Here is a 21216-nt window from a genome sequence, read left to right as displayed (position 1 = left end):
TGGGCGCGCGGCAACGATGCGGCGATCGTCAATGGTTCACGGAAGCCGTCCCCTCAGGCGACAGCGCTCGGACCTCCGCCATCAGGGGCAAGGCCTGATACCGGGAGATGCCGGTCTCGTCGATCACGAACAACGGCCGCACCTGCCGCGCATCGCTGTCCTGGATCATCGCCATGCGCTGATTGTCGAGCATGAGCCAATGCCCGTCGAGGCGCGCCGCCGCGACGGCATGATCCTCGCCCCGGACGACATCGTGCAGGATCACGATCCGCAGATCGTCGGAGGCAATGCCAGCCATCCGAAGTGCGACGAACTTGGCGATCGCGTAGTCCTCGCAGTCGCCGGCACGGCGTTCGAACGTAGTGAGAGGGGAGGCCCACACGTCCATCTGGCCATATTGAGCGAGATCACTGGCCGGCCGGATGGCCAGATTGACCGCGCGATTGATCTCGCCGAGCCTGGCCCGTCCCGCGCGGAGACGGCCCTGATCGATGATCGCCAGCAGGCTGAGGGCGGCGGGGGAGACGCAGCGCTCGCGGTCGCCGTCGCACAGCGCAAGCTGCACGCGCTCGTCTTCGAGCTTGCGCGCGAGCGCCAACCACTTGTCGCGCAACGCGCCGGCCTCCAGGCCGACCCGCGGCAGGCCGAATGGCTCCGCCGTATCCTCGATGGCGGCTGCAAGCCCCAATGGCTGCGCGACAGGACCGGCGCTCGCTGGGCTGCCGATCCACATGGCGGCGCTGGCGGCCGCGGCCGCCAGCGATGCGCGCATCAGCGCGAGAAAATTCATGTGACGCCCCGTGCCCGGATCTCGGCCGGCGCGACGCAGCGCCTGACGGAACCGGATGCTTGTTGGGGGTCAGCATGGGTGCGGAGGCTTGGCCTCTGCTTAAAACCGGCAATCCGGCGACCAAATCGCAGGATTTACGCTGAACGTTGTGTTGCTCCGATGCGACAAATCCTAGCGAAAGCTGAGCGAGGGTCGCGAAGGTCAGGAGGGCTCGCGGTGAAGTTGTGCTTCGAACTCAGCCGCAGCTCCTGCCAAATTGATGCAATTCGTCGATTCTTGTTCTCCCACCCGCAGTCCTCCACTTGAAATCCGTTGTCAGGGGTAAGCCGGTGCGGATGTTGATGTCGGCAAAGGTATTTGATGGTCTATGAATACTTACAATTACTTTGGCTTTCTGAAGCGAGGTGAATTTTGACTTGGCATGTCTCGGCCGGGGCCAGCTTTAAAGAGGGCAGAAACTCGACAACATCGTAGCGATCCCGCGGAAGCCGCCGTTTTTGGCCACCTGAAGCACAAGCTGAAGGTGGTTCCGCCAGACACTTGCCAGTGATATGCACGCCTTGAACACTCATTCTTATGTATTCATTAACCATAGTCGGTAGCCCCGTGAATTACGCTGGCAATTCTGACGCCGCGCTTTTCTCCGAAGGCCGCGCCGCCTCCTCGCATGGCCACGTGCGGCTGGAGGCACCGCATGCCCATGCGCCGACGGACGCCATCGTCGTTCCGGACGCGCATTTTCTGTTCAATGCCGATTTCAAGCGGTCTGGCCTCGACCTGATCCTGTCGTCCGATGGGCGCGAGATGGTGCTGCCGGACTATTTTAAGGGCGAGAAACGGGCGCCGCTGGCCTCGCCGGATGGCGCGCATCTGACCGGCGACCTCGTCAATGCGCTCTCCGGCGCGGTGCAGGTCAGCCAGGCCGGGGCGGCTGCGAGCGTGAGCAAGGTCATCGGCCATGTGACCAAGCTGCAGGGCACCGCGACCGTCATCCGCAACGGCGTTTCGATCCTCCTTCACAACGGCGACAACGTCGAGAAGGGCGACGTGGTCCAGTCCGGCTCGGATTCGACGCTCGGCATCACCTTCATCGACGGCACCGTGTTCGGCCTGTCGTCCAATGCGCGGATGGTGCTGAATGAAATGGTGTACGACCCCAACGGGTCGAACAATTCCTCGCTGATCAGCCTCGTTGCCGGCACGATCTCGTTCGTGGCCGGCGAGACCGCCAAGCACGGCGACATGAAGGTCGACACGCCCGTGGCGACCATGGGCATTCGCGGCACCGCCGTGCTGGTCGAGATCGACTTCACGGTGCCGGGGCAGGGCGGTCTGCCCGATGCCAAGTTCCAGGTGCTGGTCGAGCCCGATGGCCGCACCGGCTCCTACGTGCTGTTCGACAAGACGACGCTGCAGCCGATCGCTGTGGTGAATCAGGCCGGACAGCAGATCCAGATCAGCAACGGAATCGTGAATCAGAGCGCTGTCCCGCTCACGCCGGACATCCAGAAGCTCATCAACGACGTCTTCACGCTGAAGTTCACCGACAACACCAATCCGAAGTCGACAACCCATTTCACCGACATCGGGGTGCCGCAGACGCTGACGCCGCTGACCCTGCCCAATGGCACCAGCGCGACGCCGACCTATCAGGTGACCGACAATACGGGCTCGACACCCACGACGAGCTCGACGTCCGAGCAGCTGTCGCACATTCCGGGTGCGCCGGAGGTCAGGATTCTCGACGCCGGCGGCCGGCTGATCACGACCTTCGGTCTGGCCGAGCGGGCCGGTCAGACGGGCAACGGTGCCGACCTCGACACCGTCCTCACCCGCGTCAATTTCCTCGACGTCAATAACATCGACCGGCCGACGGTCTCGGTGAGCTTCAAGTCCTATGCGTTCAAGAGCGCGCAGCAGGCCGACGTCACGGCATCGCTGAACGCCCTGCAGTTGCAGGATGTCATGGCGACGGCCGTGAAGATCACGGTGGTGCCGGATCCGACCAACAAGAATTTCGGCTCGGCAATGCTGAGCTACAGTGTTCCCGACAACTACTTCGACTTTCTGGCCGCGGGCGAGATGCTGACGTTGACCTACGTCGTGCGCGTCGACAACAATTTCGCGCCGTCGAACGAGTTTACCGAGGTGCCGATCACGATCACGGTGACCGGCACCAACGACAAGCCCGAGATCACGGCGAACGTCCCGACCATCGCGTTCGAGGGCGGCACCAGCGTGCCCGGCGGGCCGCTCACCTCCGAGGACCCGACCTCCGGCACGCTGACGTTCAAGGATGTCGACCTCACCGACACCCATAGCGTGTCGGCCAAGCTGACCGGCGCGGTTCTTGAAGGCGGCGGCAGCATTCCGCCGGCGCCACTGGCGCTGTTCGAGCAGGCGCTGACGGCATCCCTGGCCTCCGACAGCACCGGCAGCGGCACCGGCAAGATCAACTGGAGCTTCGCCAACCTACCGGTCTATGTCGCCGATTTCATTCCCGCGGGTCAGAAGGTGACGCTCACCTACACGGTGACCGTGACGGACTCGCATGGCGCGACGTCGACCCAGACGATCACGGTGACGATCACCGGCACCGACGATCCGGCCGTGGTCTGGATCGCCACGACCCAGCCCGGCGAAAGCAGCGGCGGCCAGGTTCATTTGTGGAGCGACGGCGCGAACTGGGCAACCGGCCTGGCTCCGACCACCGATGATGACGTCATCATCATCACCGATCAGCTGCACGGCCTGACGCCGGCCTTTCCGGTGACGATCGATGACGACGCCTACGCCTACGCCAAATCGGTCACGCTGAATGATTTCGGCGGCGGCGCCGTTCCGGAGCTCGACAATAACGGCACGCTGACGATCAGCGGCGCACTGACGGCCAAGGCCGACTCGCGCATCTACAACTTCTCGGGTGCGACGATCACCGTCGGCGGCTCGGCGCAGATTCTCGAGCAAAGCGAGCTGCACAATGCCGGCACCGTGCTGCTGGCTGGCGGCGGCGTCTTCGGGGCGAACGCCGGCATCGTCAACACCGGAATGATCGAGCTGTCCGGCGGCACGCTGACCGTGCATGGTGACGTTGCGAACGCCGATGAGGACAGCTCCGGTCTCATCGAGGTCGACCTCGGCGCGACGCTGACTCTGGATGGCGGCAGCATCGATGGCGGCGCCATCGTCATCCAGGGCGCGCCGATCGTTCAGAACTTCGGAACGTTGGAGAGCGGCGGGGAGACACCACAACCTGCCAACGGCCTGCTCGTTCTGAAGGGCGGAGCCGCGATCAGTGATGGCGAGCTGAAAAATTTTGGCTCGATCGAGGTCTCCGGCAGCGGCAACACCCTCTCGGACGAAGCCGTCACGAATGCCGGCCTGATCGATGTCGCGGCCGATGGTGAGCTTACGCTAAACGGCGGCACCAGCATTGATAATGCGGGTGGCAATATCACGGTCGAGGGCTCCGCGACCCTGACGCTATCGCATGCGGATATTACTGGCGGCACGCTGACCAACGAGTCCGGCGGAACGATAGCCCTGACCGGCCACGCCACGCTGAGCGGCGGCACGCTCGACAATTTCGAGACGATCGCCGTGTCCGGCATCGGCAACGCGTTCGAAGACGAGACGATCACGAATGCGAACGCCGCCGCGATCACCATTGCGCTGAGCGGTGCACTCTCGCTGAGCGGCACGAGTATCGCAGGCGGCGCTATCAGCAACGAAGGGACGATCTCCGTCGACGGCGACAGCGCGATCGAGGGCAGCGCCGTCGCCGGCGGTACGCTGCTGATCGGCGAGACCGGCGCGTTCGCGGAGATCACGGCCATCCTGACGGTCAAGGGCAGCGCGTCATTGACCGACGTCGATATCGCCATCGGCGACGGCTCGATGCTTCAGGTCGCTGCAGAGGAGAGCGCAACACTGATCGGCGTCAGCGTCGACAACGGCGGCACTGTCCAGGTGGACGACGGCGCGCTGCTGCTGATCGAGGACAGCACGATCACCGGCGGCGATCTCGTCAACCACGGCATCGTGCATGTCGAGACCGCGGCTGCGACCACCTTCGACAACGTTACTATCGATAACACGGACGGTCAGATCATCATCGATGAGGATGGTGAGATTCCGGTGGAATCGACCCTGGTGCTCGACGGGAGCACGACGCTCACCGGCGGCACGTTGGAAATTCGGAGCGTCGGCACGCTGGAGATCGCCGGCAACGATGTGACCCTGTCCGGAATGGACGTCTGGAATTTCGGCGTCTGCACCGTCGACCTCGGTGCGATCCTCGACCTTGCCGATACCAAGGTGAGTCATGACGGCACGCTCTACATCTACGGCACGATCTCCGCGAGCGGGCTGAGCGGCATCGGCGGAACGATCTTCAACTATGGCACGATCGAGATCACGGCGGGCAAGTTCGAGATCGCCGGCGACGTCGAAGGCTCCGGGATCATCAAGGTCGATGCCGGCGCAACGCTGACGGTCGATGGTCACGTGGACCAGACGATCGACTTCGGCAGCGAGGGGAGCAGCGAACTCGTCATCGATGATGCCGGCTTCTCCGCCAAGATCGCCGGCCTCGGCGTCGACGACAGGATCGATCTGCGGACGATCAAGTGGAGCGAGGCGACAACGGCGTCTTACGATGCCGAGACGGGCGTGCTCACCGTCATCGACGGCGAAGGGCACAGCATTGCCCTGACGCTCGAAGGCGACTTCAGTGACTTGCATTTCGCGGGCAGCAATGACAGGCATGACGGAACGCTGATCACACTGACGGCCGAAGACACGGCGCCTGTGATCGCGGATTCCGGCCGGCCCGGCACAATCACTGAAGCGGCCGCGCAAACAGGGGCGTCCGATCAGCACAGCGTCGCCGGCAGCGTCAAGTTCACCGATGTCGACCTGACCGATCGGCCAACCGCATCGATCGGGGCGCAGAGCGTGACTTGGACTGCGGCCGATCAGCAGAAAGATTTGTCGAGTCAGCTGACGCCGGACCAGATCGCAGCGCTGGAACAGGCGCTGCACTTGAGCCAGGGCGGCAACGCCAACAATGGCAAGGTCGACTGGACTTATGCCATCACCGACGGCTCGCTCGATTTCCTCGGCGCCGGCCAGACCGTCACGGTCACCACCACGGTGACGCTCGACGACCATCAGGGCAAGAGCGCGACCTCGACGATCGTCGTCAACATCACCGGGACCAACGACCTGCCGGTCGTGACGAGCGAGGTGCAGTCGGCCGAAATCGCCGAGCGCGCGGCGATGTCCGGCTCGGATCTGCTCGACACTGTAAGCGGCACGATCGCTTTCGAGGATGCGGACATCACCGATGCGCATGTCTTGAAGGTGACCGGCGTCGCGACCTCCGGCAACGACCACGGGCTGCCGTCGGATCTGTCCGTGCTCAAGAGCTGGCTGTCGCTCGGCTCGCTCACAGAATCCGGCAGTGGTGCGGGATCGCAGGCCTGGACCTTCGCTGCCAATGACAAGGTGTTCGACTATCTCGGTGTCGGCGAGCATGTCACGCTGACCTACACGGTCGCGATCGACGACGGTCACGGCGTCGTGGTCGATGTGCCCGTCACCATCACGGTCAACGGCGCAGAGGATGCGCCCGTCATCACAGGTGAAACGAACCCGACGGTCCAGACCGTCATCCTGGCCGAGCAGGCGAGGGTGCTCGCGAGCACCGCCAGCACCAATGCCGAGGGCCTGCCGACCGAAACGTTCGATCGCGTGTCGGCCGGCAACATCTCCGATAACGGGCGCGGCCACGGCAGCTTCTACAGCGAGGCGCTGCACGCGAGGTTCACGGCCAGCGGCAATGCGGGGATCGTGCACGGCTCCTCGCCGGTGTCGGCGGCGCCCTACATGGTCGACGGTGTGGACAAGACCAACTATCTCAGCATCGGCAGCCACGCCCAGGAGACCATCACCTTCGACAGCGTCAAGAACAGCTTCGGGCTGTATTGGGGCTCGGTCGACAGCTACAACAGCATCTCCTTCTACAACGGCAACAAGCTGGTCGCCTCCTACTCGGGCAGCGAGGTCGCGCCGCTGCTCGCCAATGGCGGGCAGACGTCGCTGGCCTCGAACGGCTATGTCGAGTTCCTCGGCCTGTCGCCGTTCAACAAGGTGGTGCTTGCCAGCAGCCAGAATGCGTTCGAGCTCGACAACGTCTCGGCGGGCTACATCCCGGATCAGCCGGTGAAATTGGCGAGCGGCATGTCCGGCACCTTGACGGTGCTCGACGGGGATGTCGGCGACACGCTGACCGCTTCGGTGGTCGAAAATGGCGTGATCAAATACAATGGCTCTCTGAGCCTGCCTTCGAATGCCCACGTCCAGGCGCTGGCCGATGCCCACGCGATCACCTTCGACAGCACGAGCTCCGGTGGCGGCTCCGATGTCCTGCACTGGACATATCATCCGGCCGACGTGAACCTGGATTTCCTCAATTCCGGCGACACGCTGACCATCACCTATCAGGCGAAGGTCAGCGACGGCCACGGCGGCACGGCGACCAAGGCACTGACCGTCACCTTGGCGGGTAATGGTGCATCGACGGTCAACGGCACGGACCAGAGCGACAATTTCGTCAATGTTGGCGGTGGCGTGACGATCTTCGGCAAGGACGGCAACGACACCTTCGTCTTCAACCCGCATTTCGGCAGCGCCACGATCGGCGATTTCGACGTCAACAAGGACATCGTCGAGATCGATCACTCGCTGTTCGCCAGCGTCGCTGCGCTCGTGGCGTCGGCGCAGTCCGCCAATGGCGGCCACGATACGATCATCACCGATGCGGCGCATGATACGCTCACCCTCAAGGGGGTGACGCTTGAGCAGTTCAAGGCGCATCACGACGGTTTTCACCTCGTCTGAGCCCGCGCGCCCGCCGCGCGATGCGGACGGCGGCGTCGCCGAGCGGAACGCGGTCGGGATAACCGGACGACTCGGATCGCCGGCTTCGGCGTGATATCGGATGCTGCATGAAACGATTGAGAGCAGTTCCTCGGTGGTTTGCGCGCAAGTTCGGTTATGCGCGCATGATCTGCCTGCTGCTGCTGATCGGCTTCGCGGCGTTGCGTGTGGCAGACCCTGCCCTGGTGCAGGAGCTGCGCGTCCGGACCTTCGATACTTTCCAGGTGCTGAGTCCGCGGATCAAGACGCTGCGGCCGGTGACCATCGTCGATATCGACGAGAAGAGTCTCGCGAATCCCAAGCTCGGTCAGTGGCCCTGGCCGCGCACGCGGATCGCCGAGATCATCGACACTCTGACCCGACTCGGCGCCGTGGTAATTGCCTTCGACGTCGTGTTTGCCGAGCCGGACCGGCTCAATCCCGGGCTCGCGGCCGAGACTTTTTCAAATCTCGACGAGCCGACGCGCGAGAAGCTGAGGATATTGCCATCCAATGATCAGGTGCTCGCCGACGCGCTGAAGCGGTCGCGCGTAGTGCTCGGCGAATCCGGTGGTCCTGAGCCTCGTGCAGGCCTCGACAAGACTTTGCCTGTGACAGGCATCGCGACGCTGGGCCACAGCCAGGATGCAACGCCATTCATGTGGAATTTTCCCGGGCTGCTGCGCAACGTCCCCGTGATCGAGCATGCGGCCGCTGGTCGCGGCCTGTTCACCATCAAACCGGAGCGCGATGGCATCATTCGCCGGGTGCCGATGATCATGCTGGCTCAGGGGGATATCATGCCTTCCCTGAGCTTCGAGATGCTGCGGGTCGCGACCCGCACGGATACGATTCGGATCAGGACTGACAAGAGTGGCATCATCGGTCTTGATCTGGGTGCTGTACAGATTCCGACCGACGCGAATGGGCAGCTCTGGCTGCATTATGCCGAGAGTGACCCATCGATCTACGTGTCGGCCATTGACGTTCTGGAGGGTCGGGTGCCGCCGGAGAAGATCGCCGGCAAACTGGTGCTGATCGGGCCATCGGCCACCGGCCTGAACGACATCAAGACCACGCCGATTTCTCCGGCCATGCCGGGCGTCGAGGTGCATGCTCAGGTGCTCGAGAGTGCTCTGACCGGTGCGATTCTGACGCCGCCCTATTGGGGACTCCCGGCCGAGTTCTTCGGTGCGCTCCTTCTCGGCCTGCTCGTGATCGTCTTCGCGCCGCAACTCGGCGCCGTCACACTCGTGGTGGTCGGGGCGCTGTTCGCGGCCGCTCTGCTCGGGATCTCCTGGTACTTCTACACCCAGCATCGGCTGCTGATCGACTTCACCTATCCGATGCTGTCGACGACGGCGATCTATCTGACGCTGATCTTCGCGAACTTCGTCCGCGAGCAGAACCAGCGTCGGCAGATGCGCTCGGTGTTCGGACAATATCTGTCGCCGGTGCTGGTCGAGCAGCTTGCCCAATCACCGCCGACGCTGGGCGGCGAGGAGCGCGAGATCACGGTGATGTTCTCGGACGTGCGCGGCTTCACCACGATCTCGGAGAGCTACAAGCACGATCCGCAGGGCCTGACACAACTGATGAACCGCTTCCTCACGCCGCTGACCAACGCGATCATCGCTCGCAAGGGCTATGTCGACAAATACATGGGCGACGCCATCATGGCGTTCTGGAACGCGCCGCTCGCCGACAAGGATCATCAGATCAATGCCTGCGAGGCGGCGCTCGACATGCTCGAGCGGATCGATCAGGTGAACGGCGAACGCGAGCAGGAGGCCGAGCATGGCGGCCACGTCTACATTCCGCTCAAGGTCGGAATCGGCCTCAACACCGGCATCGGCGTGGTCGGCAACATGGGCTCTGACCTGAAGTTCAACTATTCGGCGCTTGGCGACAGCGTAAACCTCGCCTCGCGCCTGGAGGGCCAGACCAAGGAGTACGGCTTTCCGATCATCGTCGGCTCGGCGACTGCGATGGCCGTGAAGGACCGGCTCGCGATTCTCGAGCTCGACTTCATCATGGTCAAGGGTAAGACCGAGCCGGAGGTGATCTACGCCATCGCCGGCCGCGAGGACGTGATGTATTCCGAGCGCTTCCAGTTGCTCCGCAACCTCACCATCGAGATGCTGGCGAGCTATCGCAGCCGCGATTGGGAAGGGGCGCTGGCCGCGATCGAGCGCGGCCGCAAGAGCGACCAGGGACAAGACTTGGCCAAGCTCTATGATCTCTATGACGCACGCATCCGCAACTACCAGGTCAATCCGCCGCCCGAGGATTGGAACGGGGCGTACGCACTGCTGACGAAGTAGCCGGTGCCCCGTTCCCGAGTTCGCATCAGATCGCGGCGGCCTCGTTTGCCAGGTTCGGTGCCCGCGCGATGAGTATGCTCATCACTTGCAGACCACATAAGCCGAATAGGGCGGGCAACGCTTGCTGCGTTCTTCCGTGCCGGGGACGGGGCGGGTGGAATGCCGTGGCGGGAGGCTTCGCTTGGCACGCGGCAGCTTGCCCGCATCGTGCTTCGATGACGATGGGACGAAGGGGTTTCCAGGCCCATTGGATGATGCCTGGGCGTCCACCGCGGCGAGCTTGCCGATGAATGCGAGCGACAGGATGACGAGCTTGACCGAACGATAGCGCGCTCCAGTCTGCGGGACGGGTACAAGGATAGCGCAACCGAGCAGGCGGCGAGCGCATCGCGTTTGTTGCGAGGTTGCAACAGCGGGATAAGAAGCAATTTGTGTCATGTGACGTCGATTGCATGAATCTGGGCGAACTTGTAGCATGCCTCTACTCAAGATAGAAAGAGCTGCAGAGGGGGGCATCGATGCAGTCTTCTGAGGACAGGAGTGCGGCTGGTTTGACGCAGGCCAGGCCGGCACGGGGTGCGATCAAGCGTTTCACTCTACCAGTTGCGGGCAGCCTCATCGCTGCTGTGGCTTGTGTGCTCGGGGCCGGCGCGGTGTCGGCCGCGGATCTCCCGGTCAAGGCGCCGCCTCCGCCGGTGTCGCTGTGGGAGTTCGAGGTCGGCGCCCGCTATTTCTACAGTTCGGGCCGCACCCGCTACACGTTGGGCGATCCTTTTGTCGCTGGCCAAACCAATTCTCTGCTGACCTACAAGAATCTCAACAGCCATGCCGGCGAGGGGTTCGCCAGGGCCGATCACAGTCTGGGTTTCTTCGCCAAGGGCTTTGCGGGCGGTGGCAACATCTTCAGCGGCAGGCTCAACGACGAAGACTTCCCGCCAGCCGTCATTCCGTACTCGAATACGGACAGCAGCGTGAACAGCGGCAGGCTTTGGTACGGCACGATCGACGCCGGCTACAATTTCTGGAGGGGGCCGGCGTTCAAGGTCGGCGGCTTCATCGGCTACAACCATTTCTACGAAACCGTCAACGCATACGGATGTATCCAGGTCGCGACCAATCCGTTTATCTGTGGTCTCGATCCTGTTGCGGGGGGCGTGCTGGTGCTCAGCAAGACCGAGAACTGGGATTCGCTCCGTGTCGGTTTGAACGGCGTCTTCAAGCTCGGCCAGAACTGGAACGTCACCCTCGATGGCGCCGTTCTGCCCTATGTCCGGCTGAGCGGATTCGACAATCACTGGCTGCGGCCCGACATCAATCCGCTTCCGCAATCTGGAAATGGCTGGGGCTACCAGCTCGAGGGCATTGTGTCATACGACGTGACGAGAAATTTCAGCGTCGGCGTCGGTGGCCGCTATTGGTACGCCCGGACGACCAGTGGGACCACCCAATTTCCTGGAGTCCCGGGGTCGCCCACGACCTTCAGCTACGAGCGGTACGGCGGCTTTCTCCAGGCCTCCTACAAATTTGACTCGGGCGCCTTCGGGAAATGAAATATTGGCTATCGTGCTGAAGAGGAAGCCCGGCAAAACGCCGGGCTTCTTTCTTTGCGAGCGCGACAGCAGCCGGCCCGGTCAGTTATTCCGCCCCGATCGTCGTCAGGTCCTGGAACCAGTGTTGCGCCTGCACGAACTTCTTGACCTTCGGCGATAGCGCGTGCGGGTTGGTGTCGTGCACGACCCAGACCAGCACCGCATCGTCGACCACAGCCGCATGCGCCTGCGCGATCAACTCGTCCTGCTTGGCCGGATCGAACGTCTGCTTGGCTTCAGCAATCAGCGCATCGACCTTGGGGTTCTTGTAGCCGCCCCAGTTGACGCCAACGGGCGCGATCTGGTCGGAGGCGAAGAAGCGGACGATCGCGTAGAGCGGGTCCGATGTGACATAGGCGATGTTGTTGGCGGTGATGCCGGCGTTCATCTCGTCCGCCGCGCCCTTGCGCCAATGCGTGTACAGCGTCTCCAACTCGACGACCTTGAAGTCGACGTCGATGCCGATTTCCTTGAAGCTCTGCTGCAGATATTCGTTCATCGGCAGCGACAGCATCTGGCCGGTGCCACCCTGCGCGATGATGAAGGTCGTCTTCAGCGGCTTGGCTGGCGAATAGCCGGCCTCCTCGACCAGCTTCTTGGCGGCGGCGACATCATATTTCAGCTCGAAGCTCGGCTTGCCGAACCACGGGCTCGACGGGTCGACCTGGCCCTTGGCCGGCTTGGCCAGGCCGTTCATCAGCCCGACGACCTCGTCGCGGTTGATGGCGAGGTTGAGCGCCCTGCGCAGCCGGATGTCGGTCCAGGGCGATCCCGGCAGCACGCTGAGATGATAGTTCCAGACATGCGGCGTGACATTGTCGACCAGCTTCATGCCGGCCGCCTTGAGCTGCGGCACGGCGTCCGGCGCCGGCGTCTCGATCAGATCGACCTGGCCGGCGAGCAGCGCATTGGTGCGGGTCAGCGCTTCCGGCATCGGCACCAGCACCAGCTTGTCCGTCTTCGGCAGCCGGTCCTTGTTCCAATATTCGGAATTCTTCGTCAGCTCGGCGAGCTCGCGCGGCACGAGCTTGGTCAGCTTGAACGGCCCGGTGCCGGAGGGCTGGCTGGCGAACTTGTCCCAGTCCTTGCCGAGCTTCTCATACTGCGCCGGGCTCGAAATCAGGAACCACAGCATCTGATAGGGGAAGAAGGAGTCGACCGTCTTGGTGGTGATCTCGACCGTGGAGTCGTCGATCTTGGCGTAGCTTGCCACCGACGGAAGGCGCGTCTTGACCTGCGCGCTCTGCCGCTTGTCGAACTGCGGTGCCTTATCGTTGAGCACCTTGTCCAGATTCCAGATCACCGCGTCGGCATTGAAGTCGCTGCCGTCGTGGAACTTGACGCCCTTGCGCAGGGTGAAGCGCCACTTGGTCTTGTCGGCCTCGTCGACCTTCCACTCGCTGGCGAGACCCGGAATCAGCTTGCCCGGTCTGTCGGCTGTGCTCATGTCCCACGCGACCAGCGGATCATAGATCGTATAGCCGGTAAACTGATAGGCGCCGGCGCCGCGATCGGGCTGGCCGGTCGTCAGCGGGATGTCGGCCATCGAGATGCCGTAGCGCAGAACGGTTTCGGCCCGCGCCGCGCCGGCAGAGAGGCCGAGCGCAAGCGCGGTGGCAAGCAGTGAGTTGAGGATACGCATGCGGGTGAAGCTCCGTGGCAATCGGATCAATTCGATCCGCGAAACCTGCAATCCGGGTGCCAAGCCCCGGTCGTGATCATTTGAGTACAAACGGTTGTGACCTCGCGTCGCAGGGCCGTGCGCGAAGGCACCGCTGGCATAGCCGTTGCATAACGATGCACAGAATTTAGCCAGCTTGATCGGAGATGTTGATCGTGCTTTCGCGTATTGCGACCTCAATGAAGGAACGTGCGGCTGTTGCGGCTGCCATGATGACGACGGTCTCGGCCCTCGCGCTGCCGGTGCAAGCCAGCGCGGAATCCGTGCTGCGCATCGGCATGACTGCGGCGGACATTCCGCGCACGCTCGGCCAGCCCGACCAGGGCTTCGAGGGCAACCGCTTCACCGGCCTCACCATGTATGACGCGTTGACGGCGTGGGACCTGTCGTCGGCGGACAAGCCGAGCGTCGTCATTCCCGGCCTTGCCACCGAATGGAAGGTCGACGACGCCGACAAGACCAAATGGACGTTCAAGCTGCGTCCCGGCGTCACCTTCCATGACGGCGCGCCGTTCAACGCCGATGCCGTGGTGTGGAACGTCGAGAAGGTGCTGAAGCAAGACGCGCCGCAGTTCGATCCGAGCCAGGTCGGCGTCACCGCCTCGCGCATGCCGACGCTGGCGTCTGCGCGCAAGATCGACGACCTCACGGTGGAGCTGACGACCAAGGAGCCGGACAGCTTCCTGCCGATCAACCTCACCAACCTGTTCATGGCGAGCCCGACCAAGTGGCAGAAGCTCTATGAGGCCGCGACCGGCGCCGACGACAAGGCGAAGTCGCAAGCCGCCTGGGCCGCCTTCGCCAAGGACGCCTCTGGCACCGGCCCGTGGAAGATGACCAAGTTCACGCCGCGCGAGCGGCTCGAGCTGTCGAAGAACGAGGCCTATTGGGACAAGGCGCGCGTGCCGAAGTCCGACAAGATGATCCTGCTGCCGATGCCGGAAGCCAATGCGCGCACCGCGGCGCTGCTGTCCGGTCAGGTCGACTGGGTCGAGGCGCCGGCGCCGGATGCGCTGCCCGAGATCAACCAGCGCGGCTTCAAGCTCTACGCCAATGAGCAGCCGCATGTCTGGCCCTGGCAGTTCTCGCGCGTCGACGGCTCGCCGTGGAACGACATCCGCGTCCGCAAGGCCGCCAATCTCTGCATCGATCGCGAAGGCCTGAAGGATGGTCTGCTCGCCGGACTGATGGTGCCGGCGACCGGCACCTTCGAGAAGGGCCATCCCTGGCGCGGCAACGTCACCTTCGAGATCAAGTACGACAAGGCGGCCGCACAGAAGCTGATGCAGGAGGCCGGCTACGGCCCGAACAAGAAGCTCGAGGTCAAGACGCAGACCTCGGCGTCGGGCTCGGGCCAGATGCAGCCGCTGCCGATGAACGAGTATCTGCAGCAGGCGCTGGCCGAGTGCTATTTCGACGTCAAGCTCGACGTCATCGAGTGGAACACGCTGTTCACCAACTGGCGCCGCGGCGCCAAGGATCCCTCGGCCAACGGCGCCAACGCCACCAACGTCACCTACGCGGCGATGGATCCGTTCTTCGCGCTGGTCCGCTTCCTGCAGTCGTCGATGGCGCCGCCGGTCTCGAACAATTGGGGCTTCATCAACAATCCGAAGTTCGACGAGCTGGTGAAGAAGGCGCGCCAGACCTTCGATCCCACCGAGCGCGACAAGGCGCTCGCCGAGCTGCATGCGGCCTCGGTCGACGATGCGGCGTTCCTCTACGTCGCCCACGACGTCGGCCCGCGCGCCATGAGCCCGAAGGTCAAGGGCGTGGTGCAGCCGAAGAGCTGGTTCATCGACTTCTCGCCGATCTCGGTGGAGCCGTAGCATCAGGCGGTGCTTACCCTCTCCCCTTGTGGGAGAGGGTGGCTTCGCGAAGCGAAGCCGGGTGAGGGGTTGTCTCCGCGAATCGGATCTCTCACTCAGGGCACAGTCCGCGGATAAAGCCCCCTCATCCGTCGCGGACTGCGTCCGCGCCACCTTCTCCCACAAGGGGAGAAGGTAAGAACAAGGTGACTCGTGCTCTCTTATGCTGCCAGGCGGATGGTCTATGCGATTCCGATCATCATCGGCGTCGCGCTCGTCTGCTTCATGCTCGTTCACATCACGCCCGGCGATCCCCTGGTCGCGGTGCTGCCGGCCGACGCGTCGCAGGAGCTCGCGCAGCAGCTCCGCGTCGCCTATGGCTTCGACAAGCCGCTGCCGGTGCAGTTCGGATTGTGGCTGTGGCGCGCGGTCAATGGCGACCTCGGCAACTCCATCGCCACCGGCCGTCCCGTGCTGGCGGAGGTGCTGCGCGCGGTGTCCAACACGGTGACGCTCGCAATCGCCGCCGCCATCATCGGCTTCTCGCTCGGCCTGTTCTTCGGCCTCGTCGCCGGCTATTTCCGCGATAGCTGGATCGACAAGGTGGCGACGTCGATCGCGATCGCCGGCGTCTCGGTGCCGCATTACTGGCTCGGCATGGTGCTCGTCATCATCTTCTCGGTCGAGCTGAACTGGCTGCCCGCGGTCGGCGCGGGTCCGTCCGGCTCGGGCGCGTGGTCATGGGACTGGGCGCATATCCGCTTCCTGGTGCTGCCCGCGATCACCACGTCGGTGATCCCGATGGGCATCATCACCCGCACCGTGCGCGCGCTGACGGGCGACATCCTGAGCCAGGATTTCGTCGAGGCGCTGCGCGCCAAGGGGCTGCGCGAGACCCATGTGTTCCGCCATGTGCTGAAGAACGCCGCACCGACGGCGCTGGCGATCATGGGGCTGCAGCTCGGCTACATGCTCGGCGGCTCGATCCTGATCGAGACCGTGTTCTCATGGCCAGGCTCGGGCCTGCTGTTGAACTCGGCGATCTTCCAGCGCGACCTGCCGCTGCTGCAGGGCACGATCCTGGTGCTGGCGATGTTCTTCGTCATCCTCAACCTCGTGGTCGACATCGCGCAGGCCGCGATCGATCCGCGCATCAAGCGAGGCTAGTGCGGTGAGCGTCAGTCCCACGAGCACGATGAACGACGCCTCTCTGCAGGCCGCCCCGGTGGCGAATGCACGCGGCTATTGGGCAACCGTCGGCCGCCGCATCATCAGGGACAAGGTCAGCATGGTCTGCGTCGCGATCCTGCTGCTGATCCTGCTCTCCGCATTGCTCGCGCCCTACCTGCATCTCGCCGACCCCTATCAGGGCTCGATGATCCGCCGTCTGCGCCACATCGGCACGCCGAGCTATCCGCTCGGCACCGACGAGCTCGGCCGCGACATGCTGGCGCGGCTGATCTATGGCGGCCGGCTGTCGCTCTTGATCGGCATCTCGCCGGTGATCCTCGCCTTCGGCATCGGCACCCTGCTCGGCCTCGTCGCCGGCTATGTCGGCGGCTGGGTCAACACCGCGATCATGCGCACCATCGACGTGTTTTACGCCTTCCCCTCGGTGCTGCTGGCGATCGCGATCTCCGGCGCGCTCGGCGCCGGCATCACCAACTCCATCGTCTCCTTGACCATCGTGTTCGTGCCGCAGATCACCCGCGTCGCCGAGAGCGTCACCACGGGTGTGCGCAACCGCGATTTCGTCGAGGCGGCGCGGGCCTCCGGTGCCTCATCGTTCACGATCATGCGCGCGCACATGCTCGGCAACGTGCTCGGGCCGATCTTCGTCTACGCCACTGGCCTGATCTCGGTATCGATGATCCTCGCTGCGGGTCTCTCGTTCCTCGGTCTCGGCACCAAGCCGCCGGAGCCGGAATGGGGCCTGATGCTGAACACGCTCCGCACCGCGATCTACGTCAATCCGTGGGTGGCGGCGCTGCCGGGCGCGATGATTTTTGCTGTCTCCATCTGCTTCAACCTGCTCAGCGACGGCCTGCGCAGCGCCATGGACATCCGGAGCTGATGATCATGAGTGAAGCAACGGCAGTCACCGGCCTGGAGCCGATCGAGGACCTCGGCGGCAAGGCGCAGCCGCTGCTGCGGGTCGATGGTCTCACCAAACATTTCCCGGTGCGTGGCGGCCTGTTCGGCGCACGCAAGACGGTGCGCGCGGTCGATGATGTCTCGTTCGTCATCGGCAAGGGCGAGACCGTCGGCATCGTCGGCGAGTCCGGCTGCGGCAAGTCGACGACGGCGCGGCTTTTGATGCACCTGATGGAGCGGGATGCCGGCGAGATCATCTTCGACGGCCGCCAGGTCGGGCATGAGATGTCACTGCGCGAGCTGCGTCGCGGCATGCAGATGGTGTTCCAGGATTCCTATGCCTCGCTCAATCCGCGGCTGACGATCGAGGAGTCGATCGCGTTCGGGCCGAAGGTGCACGGCATGACCGACATCGCGGCGCGCTCGCTCGCCCGCGAGCTGCTCGGCAAGGTCGGCCTGCGGCCCGAAACCTTCGCCAACCGCTATCCGCACGAAATCTCCGGCGGCCAGCGCCAGCGTGTCAACATTGCGCGGGCGCTGGCGCTGTCGCCGCGGCTCGTCATTCTCGACGAGGCGGTGTCGGCACTCGACAAATCGGTCGAGGCGCAGGTGCTCAACCTGCTGATGGACCTCAAGCGCGAGTTCGGCCTGACCTATCTGTTCATCAGCCACGACCTCAACGTCATCAACTATATCTCGGATCGGGTGCTGGTGATGTATCTCGGCGAGGTCGTCGAGCTCGGCCCGGTCGAGCAGGTCTGGGCCAGGCCGGCGCATCCCTATACACGGGCGCTGCTGGCGGCGATGCCGTCATCCGATCCGGACCGGCGCACCGAGACGCCGCCGCTCTCCGGCGATCCGCCGAATCCGATCGATCCGCCCCCGGGCTGCCGTTTCCACACCCGCTGCCCGTTTGCGGAAGCGCCCTGCTCGAATGTCGCGCCAAGATTGACGGAGCTGGATACAATGGGCCATCAGGCCGCCTGCCACATGGCGATATCAGGTTCGGGACACAGCCGTGCGCCGGCCGCCTGAAGGGCAGACACCAGCAGCGAGAAGCGGAATGACCAGACCCACGCCCCAACAAGTCAGTGCCATCGCGGAGGCCTCCGGGCTGCCCGTCGACAAGGAGGTTGCGACCCGCATCGCCGACTCGATCGGACCGGCCTTCGACAACTTCGCCGCGGTCGCCGGCACCCTGCCGTTCGACCTGGAGCCTGCGAGCTACGTCGTGGCGCAGACGCTGAAGGTGGGCCGATGAGCACCGAACCTGCCTTGATGACCCTGACCGACGTCGCGAAGGCGATCGCGGACAGGAAGCTCTCTTCGGTCGAGGTGACGCGCTCCTGCCTGCACCGCATCGCGCAGTGGCAGCCGAAGCTGAACGCCTTCATGGCGATCGAGTCCGAGCCGGCGTTGAAGGCGGCCGCCGAGGCCGATTCCGCCCTGGCCAAGGACGGCCAGAAGGGCCCGCTGCATGGCGTGCCGCTCGCCCACAAGGACATGTACTACGAGGCCGGCCACATCTCGACCTGCGGCTCGCTGATCCGGCGCGACTTCGTGGCGACGACGACGTCGACCGCGCTGCAGCGGCTGAAGGATGCCGGATCGATCCGGCTCGGCACCTTGCAGATGGCCGAGTTCGCCTATGGCCCGACCGGCCACAACGCGCATTACGGTCCGGTGCACAATCCCTGGAAGCTCGGCTACGTCACCGGCGGCTCGTCGTCCGGCTCCGGCTCGGCGGTCGGCGCGCGTCTCACCTTTGCGGCGCTCGGCTCCGACACCGGCGGCTCGATCCGCATGCCCGCGAATTTCTGCGGCGTCACCGGCCTGAAGGTCACCTGGGGCCGCGTCAGCCGCGCCGGTGCGATGCCGCTGTCGCAGTCGCTCGACACGGTCGGACCTCTTGCTCAGACTGCCGAGGATTGCGCGTTGCTGCTCGGGCTGATGGCTGGTCCTGATCCCGAGGATCCGACCGCCAGCGCCGCGCCCGTGCCGGACTATGTCGCGGCCACCCAGGCCTCGATCAAGGGTCTCAGGATCGGCGTGCCCAAGGCGTTCTATGTCGACGACCTCGATCCTGAGGTGGCGCGCTGTCTCGATGCGACGATCGCGGTCCTGAAGACCGAGGGCGCCGATGTGGTTCAGGTCGAGCTGCCGGATCAGCGCCAGCTCACCGCGGCCTGCCAGCTCGTGCTCGCGGTCGAGGCGGCCGCCTTCCACAAGCGCTGGATGATCGAGCGGCCGCAGGACTACGGCCCCCAGGTGCTGATGCGGCTGCAGAACGCGCTGGCCGTCTCCGGCGTCGCCTATCTCGAAGCGCTGCGCTGGCGCGGTGCGGCCCTGGCGGCGCATGTCGCAGCGACGTCAGGCGTCGATGCGGTGGTCGCACCGGTGTCGCCGCTGGTGACACCTTCGATCGTCGAGAGTGACGTTGGCGGCGCGCCGGGTGCGGAGGCCGTGATCCAGCGCATCACCCGCTTCACCCGCCCGGTGAACTATCTCGGCCTGCCATCGCTGGCGATCCCGACCGGCTTCACGTCGATGGGTCTTCCGGTCGGCATGCAACTGATCGGCCGCGCGTTCGATGAGGCTACGATCCTGACCATCGGCGCCGCCTTCCAGCGCGCGACTGATTTCCACGCCAGGGTGCCGACGCTGCCATGAGGGAGACCTGTGCATACCGTCCGACGATCTCACCCTCCCCTGGAGGGGGAGGGTCGATTGCGCATGGCATGCGCAATCGGGGTGGGGTGACGGTCTTTCCGTTTGAGTGCGAGTCAATGGAGGGGCTTTCACCCCACCCCGGCTCGCATTTCGCTGCGCTGCATGCGCGCCGACCCTCCCCCTTCAGGGGAGGGTGGCGGTTTGGATCGGCAATCTGCCAAGGCGCTCCTGAAGGCAAGGTGAAGTAGACCCGCCATGACCAACCTCGTCGAGATCGAGAACCTCACCATCCGCTTCACCGGCGAGCGCACCGTGCATGCCGTGAACGATGTCAGCCTGTCGCTCGCCGACGGCGAGGTGCTGGGGCTGCTCGGCGAGTCCGGCTCGGGCAAGAGCGTGACGATGCGCGCGCTGATGCGGCTGTTGCCGAACAAGCGGACGCAGATCTCCGGCAGTGTCAAGGTGCTGGGCCGCGACGTGCTGGCGATGAACGACGAGGAGCTGTCGCAGTTTCGCGGCCGCTCCGTGTCGATGATCTTCCAGGAGCCGGGGCTTGCGCTCGATCCGGTCTATACCATCGGCCGGCAGATCGCCGAGACCGTCATGCGGCACGAGGGCAAGAGTTTTGCAGAAGCGCAGGCGCGGGCGCTGGAGATGCTCGACGTCGTCAGGATTCCCTCGGCGAAGCGTCGCCTGGAGTCCTATCCGCACGAGATGTCCGGCGGCATGCGCCAGCGGGCGATGATCGCGCTGGCGCTGGCGTGCCGGCCGAAAGTGTTGCTGGCGGACGAGCCCACCACCGCACTCGACGCCACCGTGCAGATCCAGATCCTGCTGCTGCTGCGCGAACTGCAGCGCGAGTTCGGCATGTCCGTCATCTTCGTCACCCACGACATCGGCGTCGCGATCGAGATCTGCGACCGCCTCGCCGTGATGTATGCCGGAGAGATCGTGGAGCAGGGCAGCTTGCGCGAGATCGTGCGCCAACCCGTGCACCCCTACGCGCGCGGCCTACTGGCTTCGACGATCCACGGTGCCAAGCGCGGCGAGCGGCTGCAGACCATTCCCGGCACGCCACCCTCGCTCGACCGGGCGCCGCGGAGCTGCTCGTTCGCACCGCGCTGCAGCCTGGCGCAGCCGCGCTGCTCGGTGGCGATGCCGCCGAACATTGCGCTCGGGCCGCAGCGGCTGGCGCGCTGTATCCTGGCCGAGGCGCCGGCAAGTGTGGCGGCGACGTAACGGTTCGCCCGAAACGCGCTACTCACCGGCCGAAACCGTGCATCGCGTGTCGAAGCGTCGCGGCGGCCTCGCTAAGGTGCTGGCACGCGTGGGACCGATC

General features: G+C 64.5%; 13 protein-coding genes. 10 read left to right on the top strand and 3 right to left on the bottom strand.

Features of this window, described 5'->3' with window-relative positions; translation table 11 throughout:
* Window positions 1-28: 28 nt before the first annotated feature.
* Window positions 29-790, bottom strand: a complete 762-nt coding sequence (locus tag QX126_RS22925; protein WP_315783829.1) for a transglutaminase-like cysteine peptidase — start codon at window positions 788-790, stop codon at window positions 29-31.
* A gap of 606 nt (window positions 791-1396) precedes the next feature.
* Here QX126_RS22925 and QX126_RS22920 point away from each other — a divergent pair.
* Window positions 1397-7693 (top strand): VCBS domain-containing protein, encoded by a 6297-nt coding sequence (locus QX126_RS22920; RefSeq protein WP_315783827.1) that lies wholly within the window; start codon window positions 1397-1399, stop codon window positions 7691-7693.
* Between the two features lie 107 nt (window positions 7694-7800).
* Window positions 7801-10035 (top strand): adenylate/guanylate cyclase domain-containing protein, encoded by a 2235-nt coding sequence (locus tag QX126_RS22915; protein WP_315783825.1) that lies wholly within the window; start codon window positions 7801-7803, stop codon window positions 10033-10035.
* A gap of 81 nt (window positions 10036-10116) precedes the next feature.
* Here the strand turns inward: QX126_RS22915 and QX126_RS22910 are convergent, their stop codons facing one another.
* The gene (locus QX126_RS22910; protein WP_315783823.1) at window positions 10117-10473 is read right to left on the bottom strand and encodes a hypothetical protein; all 357 of its coding nucleotides are present in this window, start codon (window positions 10471-10473) and stop codon (window positions 10117-10119) included.
* Window positions 10474-10553: 80 nt separating this feature from the next.
* Between QX126_RS22910 and QX126_RS22905 the strand changes: the two genes are divergently transcribed.
* Complete coding sequence (locus QX126_RS22905; RefSeq protein ID WP_315783821.1) at window positions 10554-11585, top strand: hypothetical protein; 1032 nt, start codon at window positions 10554-10556, stop codon at window positions 11583-11585.
* 85 nt (window positions 11586-11670) lie between these two features.
* On the opposite strand, the gene QX126_RS22900 is transcribed toward QX126_RS22905, so the two are convergent.
* The gene (locus tag QX126_RS22900; RefSeq protein WP_315783819.1) at window positions 11671-13266 is read right to left on the bottom strand and encodes an ABC transporter substrate-binding protein; all 1596 of its coding nucleotides are present in this window, start codon (window positions 13264-13266) and stop codon (window positions 11671-11673) included.
* A 218-nt stretch (window positions 13267-13484) separates the two neighbouring features.
* On the opposite strand from QX126_RS22900, the gene QX126_RS22895 reads away from it, so the two are divergent.
* The 7 genes from QX126_RS22895 (at window position 13485) to QX126_RS22865 (ending at window position 21116) form a co-directional block, all read left to right on the top strand.
* On the top strand, window positions 13485-15134 hold the full coding sequence (locus QX126_RS22895) for an ABC transporter substrate-binding protein (RefSeq protein WP_409999117.1): 1650 nt from the start codon (window positions 13485-13487) through the stop codon (window positions 15132-15134).
* Between the two features lie 192 nt (window positions 15135-15326).
* Window positions 15327-16280 carry an ABC transporter permease gene (locus QX126_RS22890; RefSeq protein WP_315783817.1) on the top strand — a complete coding sequence of 318 codons (954 nt, stop codon included), beginning with the start codon at window positions 15327-15329 and terminating at the stop codon, window positions 16278-16280.
* Between the two features lie 28 nt (window positions 16281-16308).
* Complete coding sequence (locus QX126_RS22885) at window positions 16309-17187, top strand: ABC transporter permease (RefSeq protein WP_315783816.1); 879 nt, start codon at window positions 16309-16311, stop codon at window positions 17185-17187.
* Between the two features lie 5 nt (window positions 17188-17192).
* Window positions 17193-18242, top strand: coding sequence for an oligopeptide/dipeptide ABC transporter ATP-binding protein (locus tag QX126_RS22880; RefSeq protein WP_315783814.1), 1050 nt, complete (start codon window positions 17193-17195; stop codon window positions 18240-18242).
* 28 nt (window positions 18243-18270) lie between these two features.
* Window positions 18271-18468, top strand: coding sequence for a hypothetical protein (locus QX126_RS22875; RefSeq protein ID WP_006611297.1), 198 nt, complete (start codon window positions 18271-18273; stop codon window positions 18466-18468).
* The gene (locus QX126_RS22870) at window positions 18465-19877 is read left to right on the top strand and encodes an amidase (RefSeq protein ID WP_315783812.1); all 1413 of its coding nucleotides are present in this window, start codon (window positions 18465-18467) and stop codon (window positions 19875-19877) included. The genes QX126_RS22875 and QX126_RS22870 overlap by 4 nt, the downstream gene beginning before the upstream one ends.
* A gap of 255 nt (window positions 19878-20132) precedes the next feature.
* On the top strand, window positions 20133-21116 hold the full coding sequence (locus QX126_RS22865) for an ABC transporter ATP-binding protein (protein WP_315783810.1): 984 nt from the start codon (window positions 20133-20135) through the stop codon (window positions 21114-21116).
* Window positions 21117-21216: the final 100 nt, after the last annotated feature.

Origin of the sequence: Bradyrhizobium sp. SZCCHNPS1003, assembly GCF_032381555.1 — a bacterium.
Lineage (GTDB): Bacteria > Pseudomonadota > Alphaproteobacteria > Rhizobiales > Xanthobacteraceae > Bradyrhizobium.
Note: the sequence above shows the minus strand (reverse complement) of the source record. Positions and strands in the feature narration are given on the sequence as shown.

What these genes read in the sequence shown, in the direction of transcription:
- QX126_RS22925 (WP_315783829.1), bottom strand. Translation starts at nt 790, where the DNA reads ATGAATTTTCTCGCGCTGATGCGCGCATCGCTGGCGGCCGCGGCCGCC.
- QX126_RS22915 (WP_315783825.1), top strand. Translation starts at nt 7,801, where the DNA reads ATGAAACGATTGAGAGCAGTTCCTCGGTGGTTTGCGCGCAAGTTCGGT.
- QX126_RS22910 (WP_315783823.1), bottom strand. Translation starts at nt 10,473, where the DNA reads ATGACACAAATTGCTTCTTATCCCGCTGTTGCAACCTCGCAACAAACG.
- QX126_RS22905 (WP_315783821.1), top strand. Translation starts at nt 10,554, where the DNA reads ATGCAGTCTTCTGAGGACAGGAGTGCGGCTGGTTTGACGCAGGCCAGG.
- QX126_RS22900 (WP_315783819.1), bottom strand. Translation starts at nt 13,266, where the DNA reads ATGCGTATCCTCAACTCACTGCTTGCCACCGCGCTTGCGCTCGGCCTC.
- QX126_RS22895 (WP_409999117.1), top strand. Translation starts at nt 13,485, where the DNA reads ATGAAGGAACGTGCGGCTGTTGCGGCTGCCATGATGACGACGGTCTCG.
- QX126_RS22885 (WP_315783816.1), top strand. Translation starts at nt 16,309, where the DNA reads ATGAACGACGCCTCTCTGCAGGCCGCCCCGGTGGCGAATGCACGCGGC.
- QX126_RS22880 (WP_315783814.1), top strand. Translation starts at nt 17,193, where the DNA reads ATGAGTGAAGCAACGGCAGTCACCGGCCTGGAGCCGATCGAGGACCTC.
- QX126_RS22875 (WP_006611297.1), top strand. Translation starts at nt 18,271, where the DNA reads ATGACCAGACCCACGCCCCAACAAGTCAGTGCCATCGCGGAGGCCTCC.
- QX126_RS22870 (WP_315783812.1), top strand. Translation starts at nt 18,465, where the DNA reads ATGAGCACCGAACCTGCCTTGATGACCCTGACCGACGTCGCGAAGGCG.
- QX126_RS22865 (WP_315783810.1), top strand. Translation starts at nt 20,133, where the DNA reads ATGACCAACCTCGTCGAGATCGAGAACCTCACCATCCGCTTCACCGGC.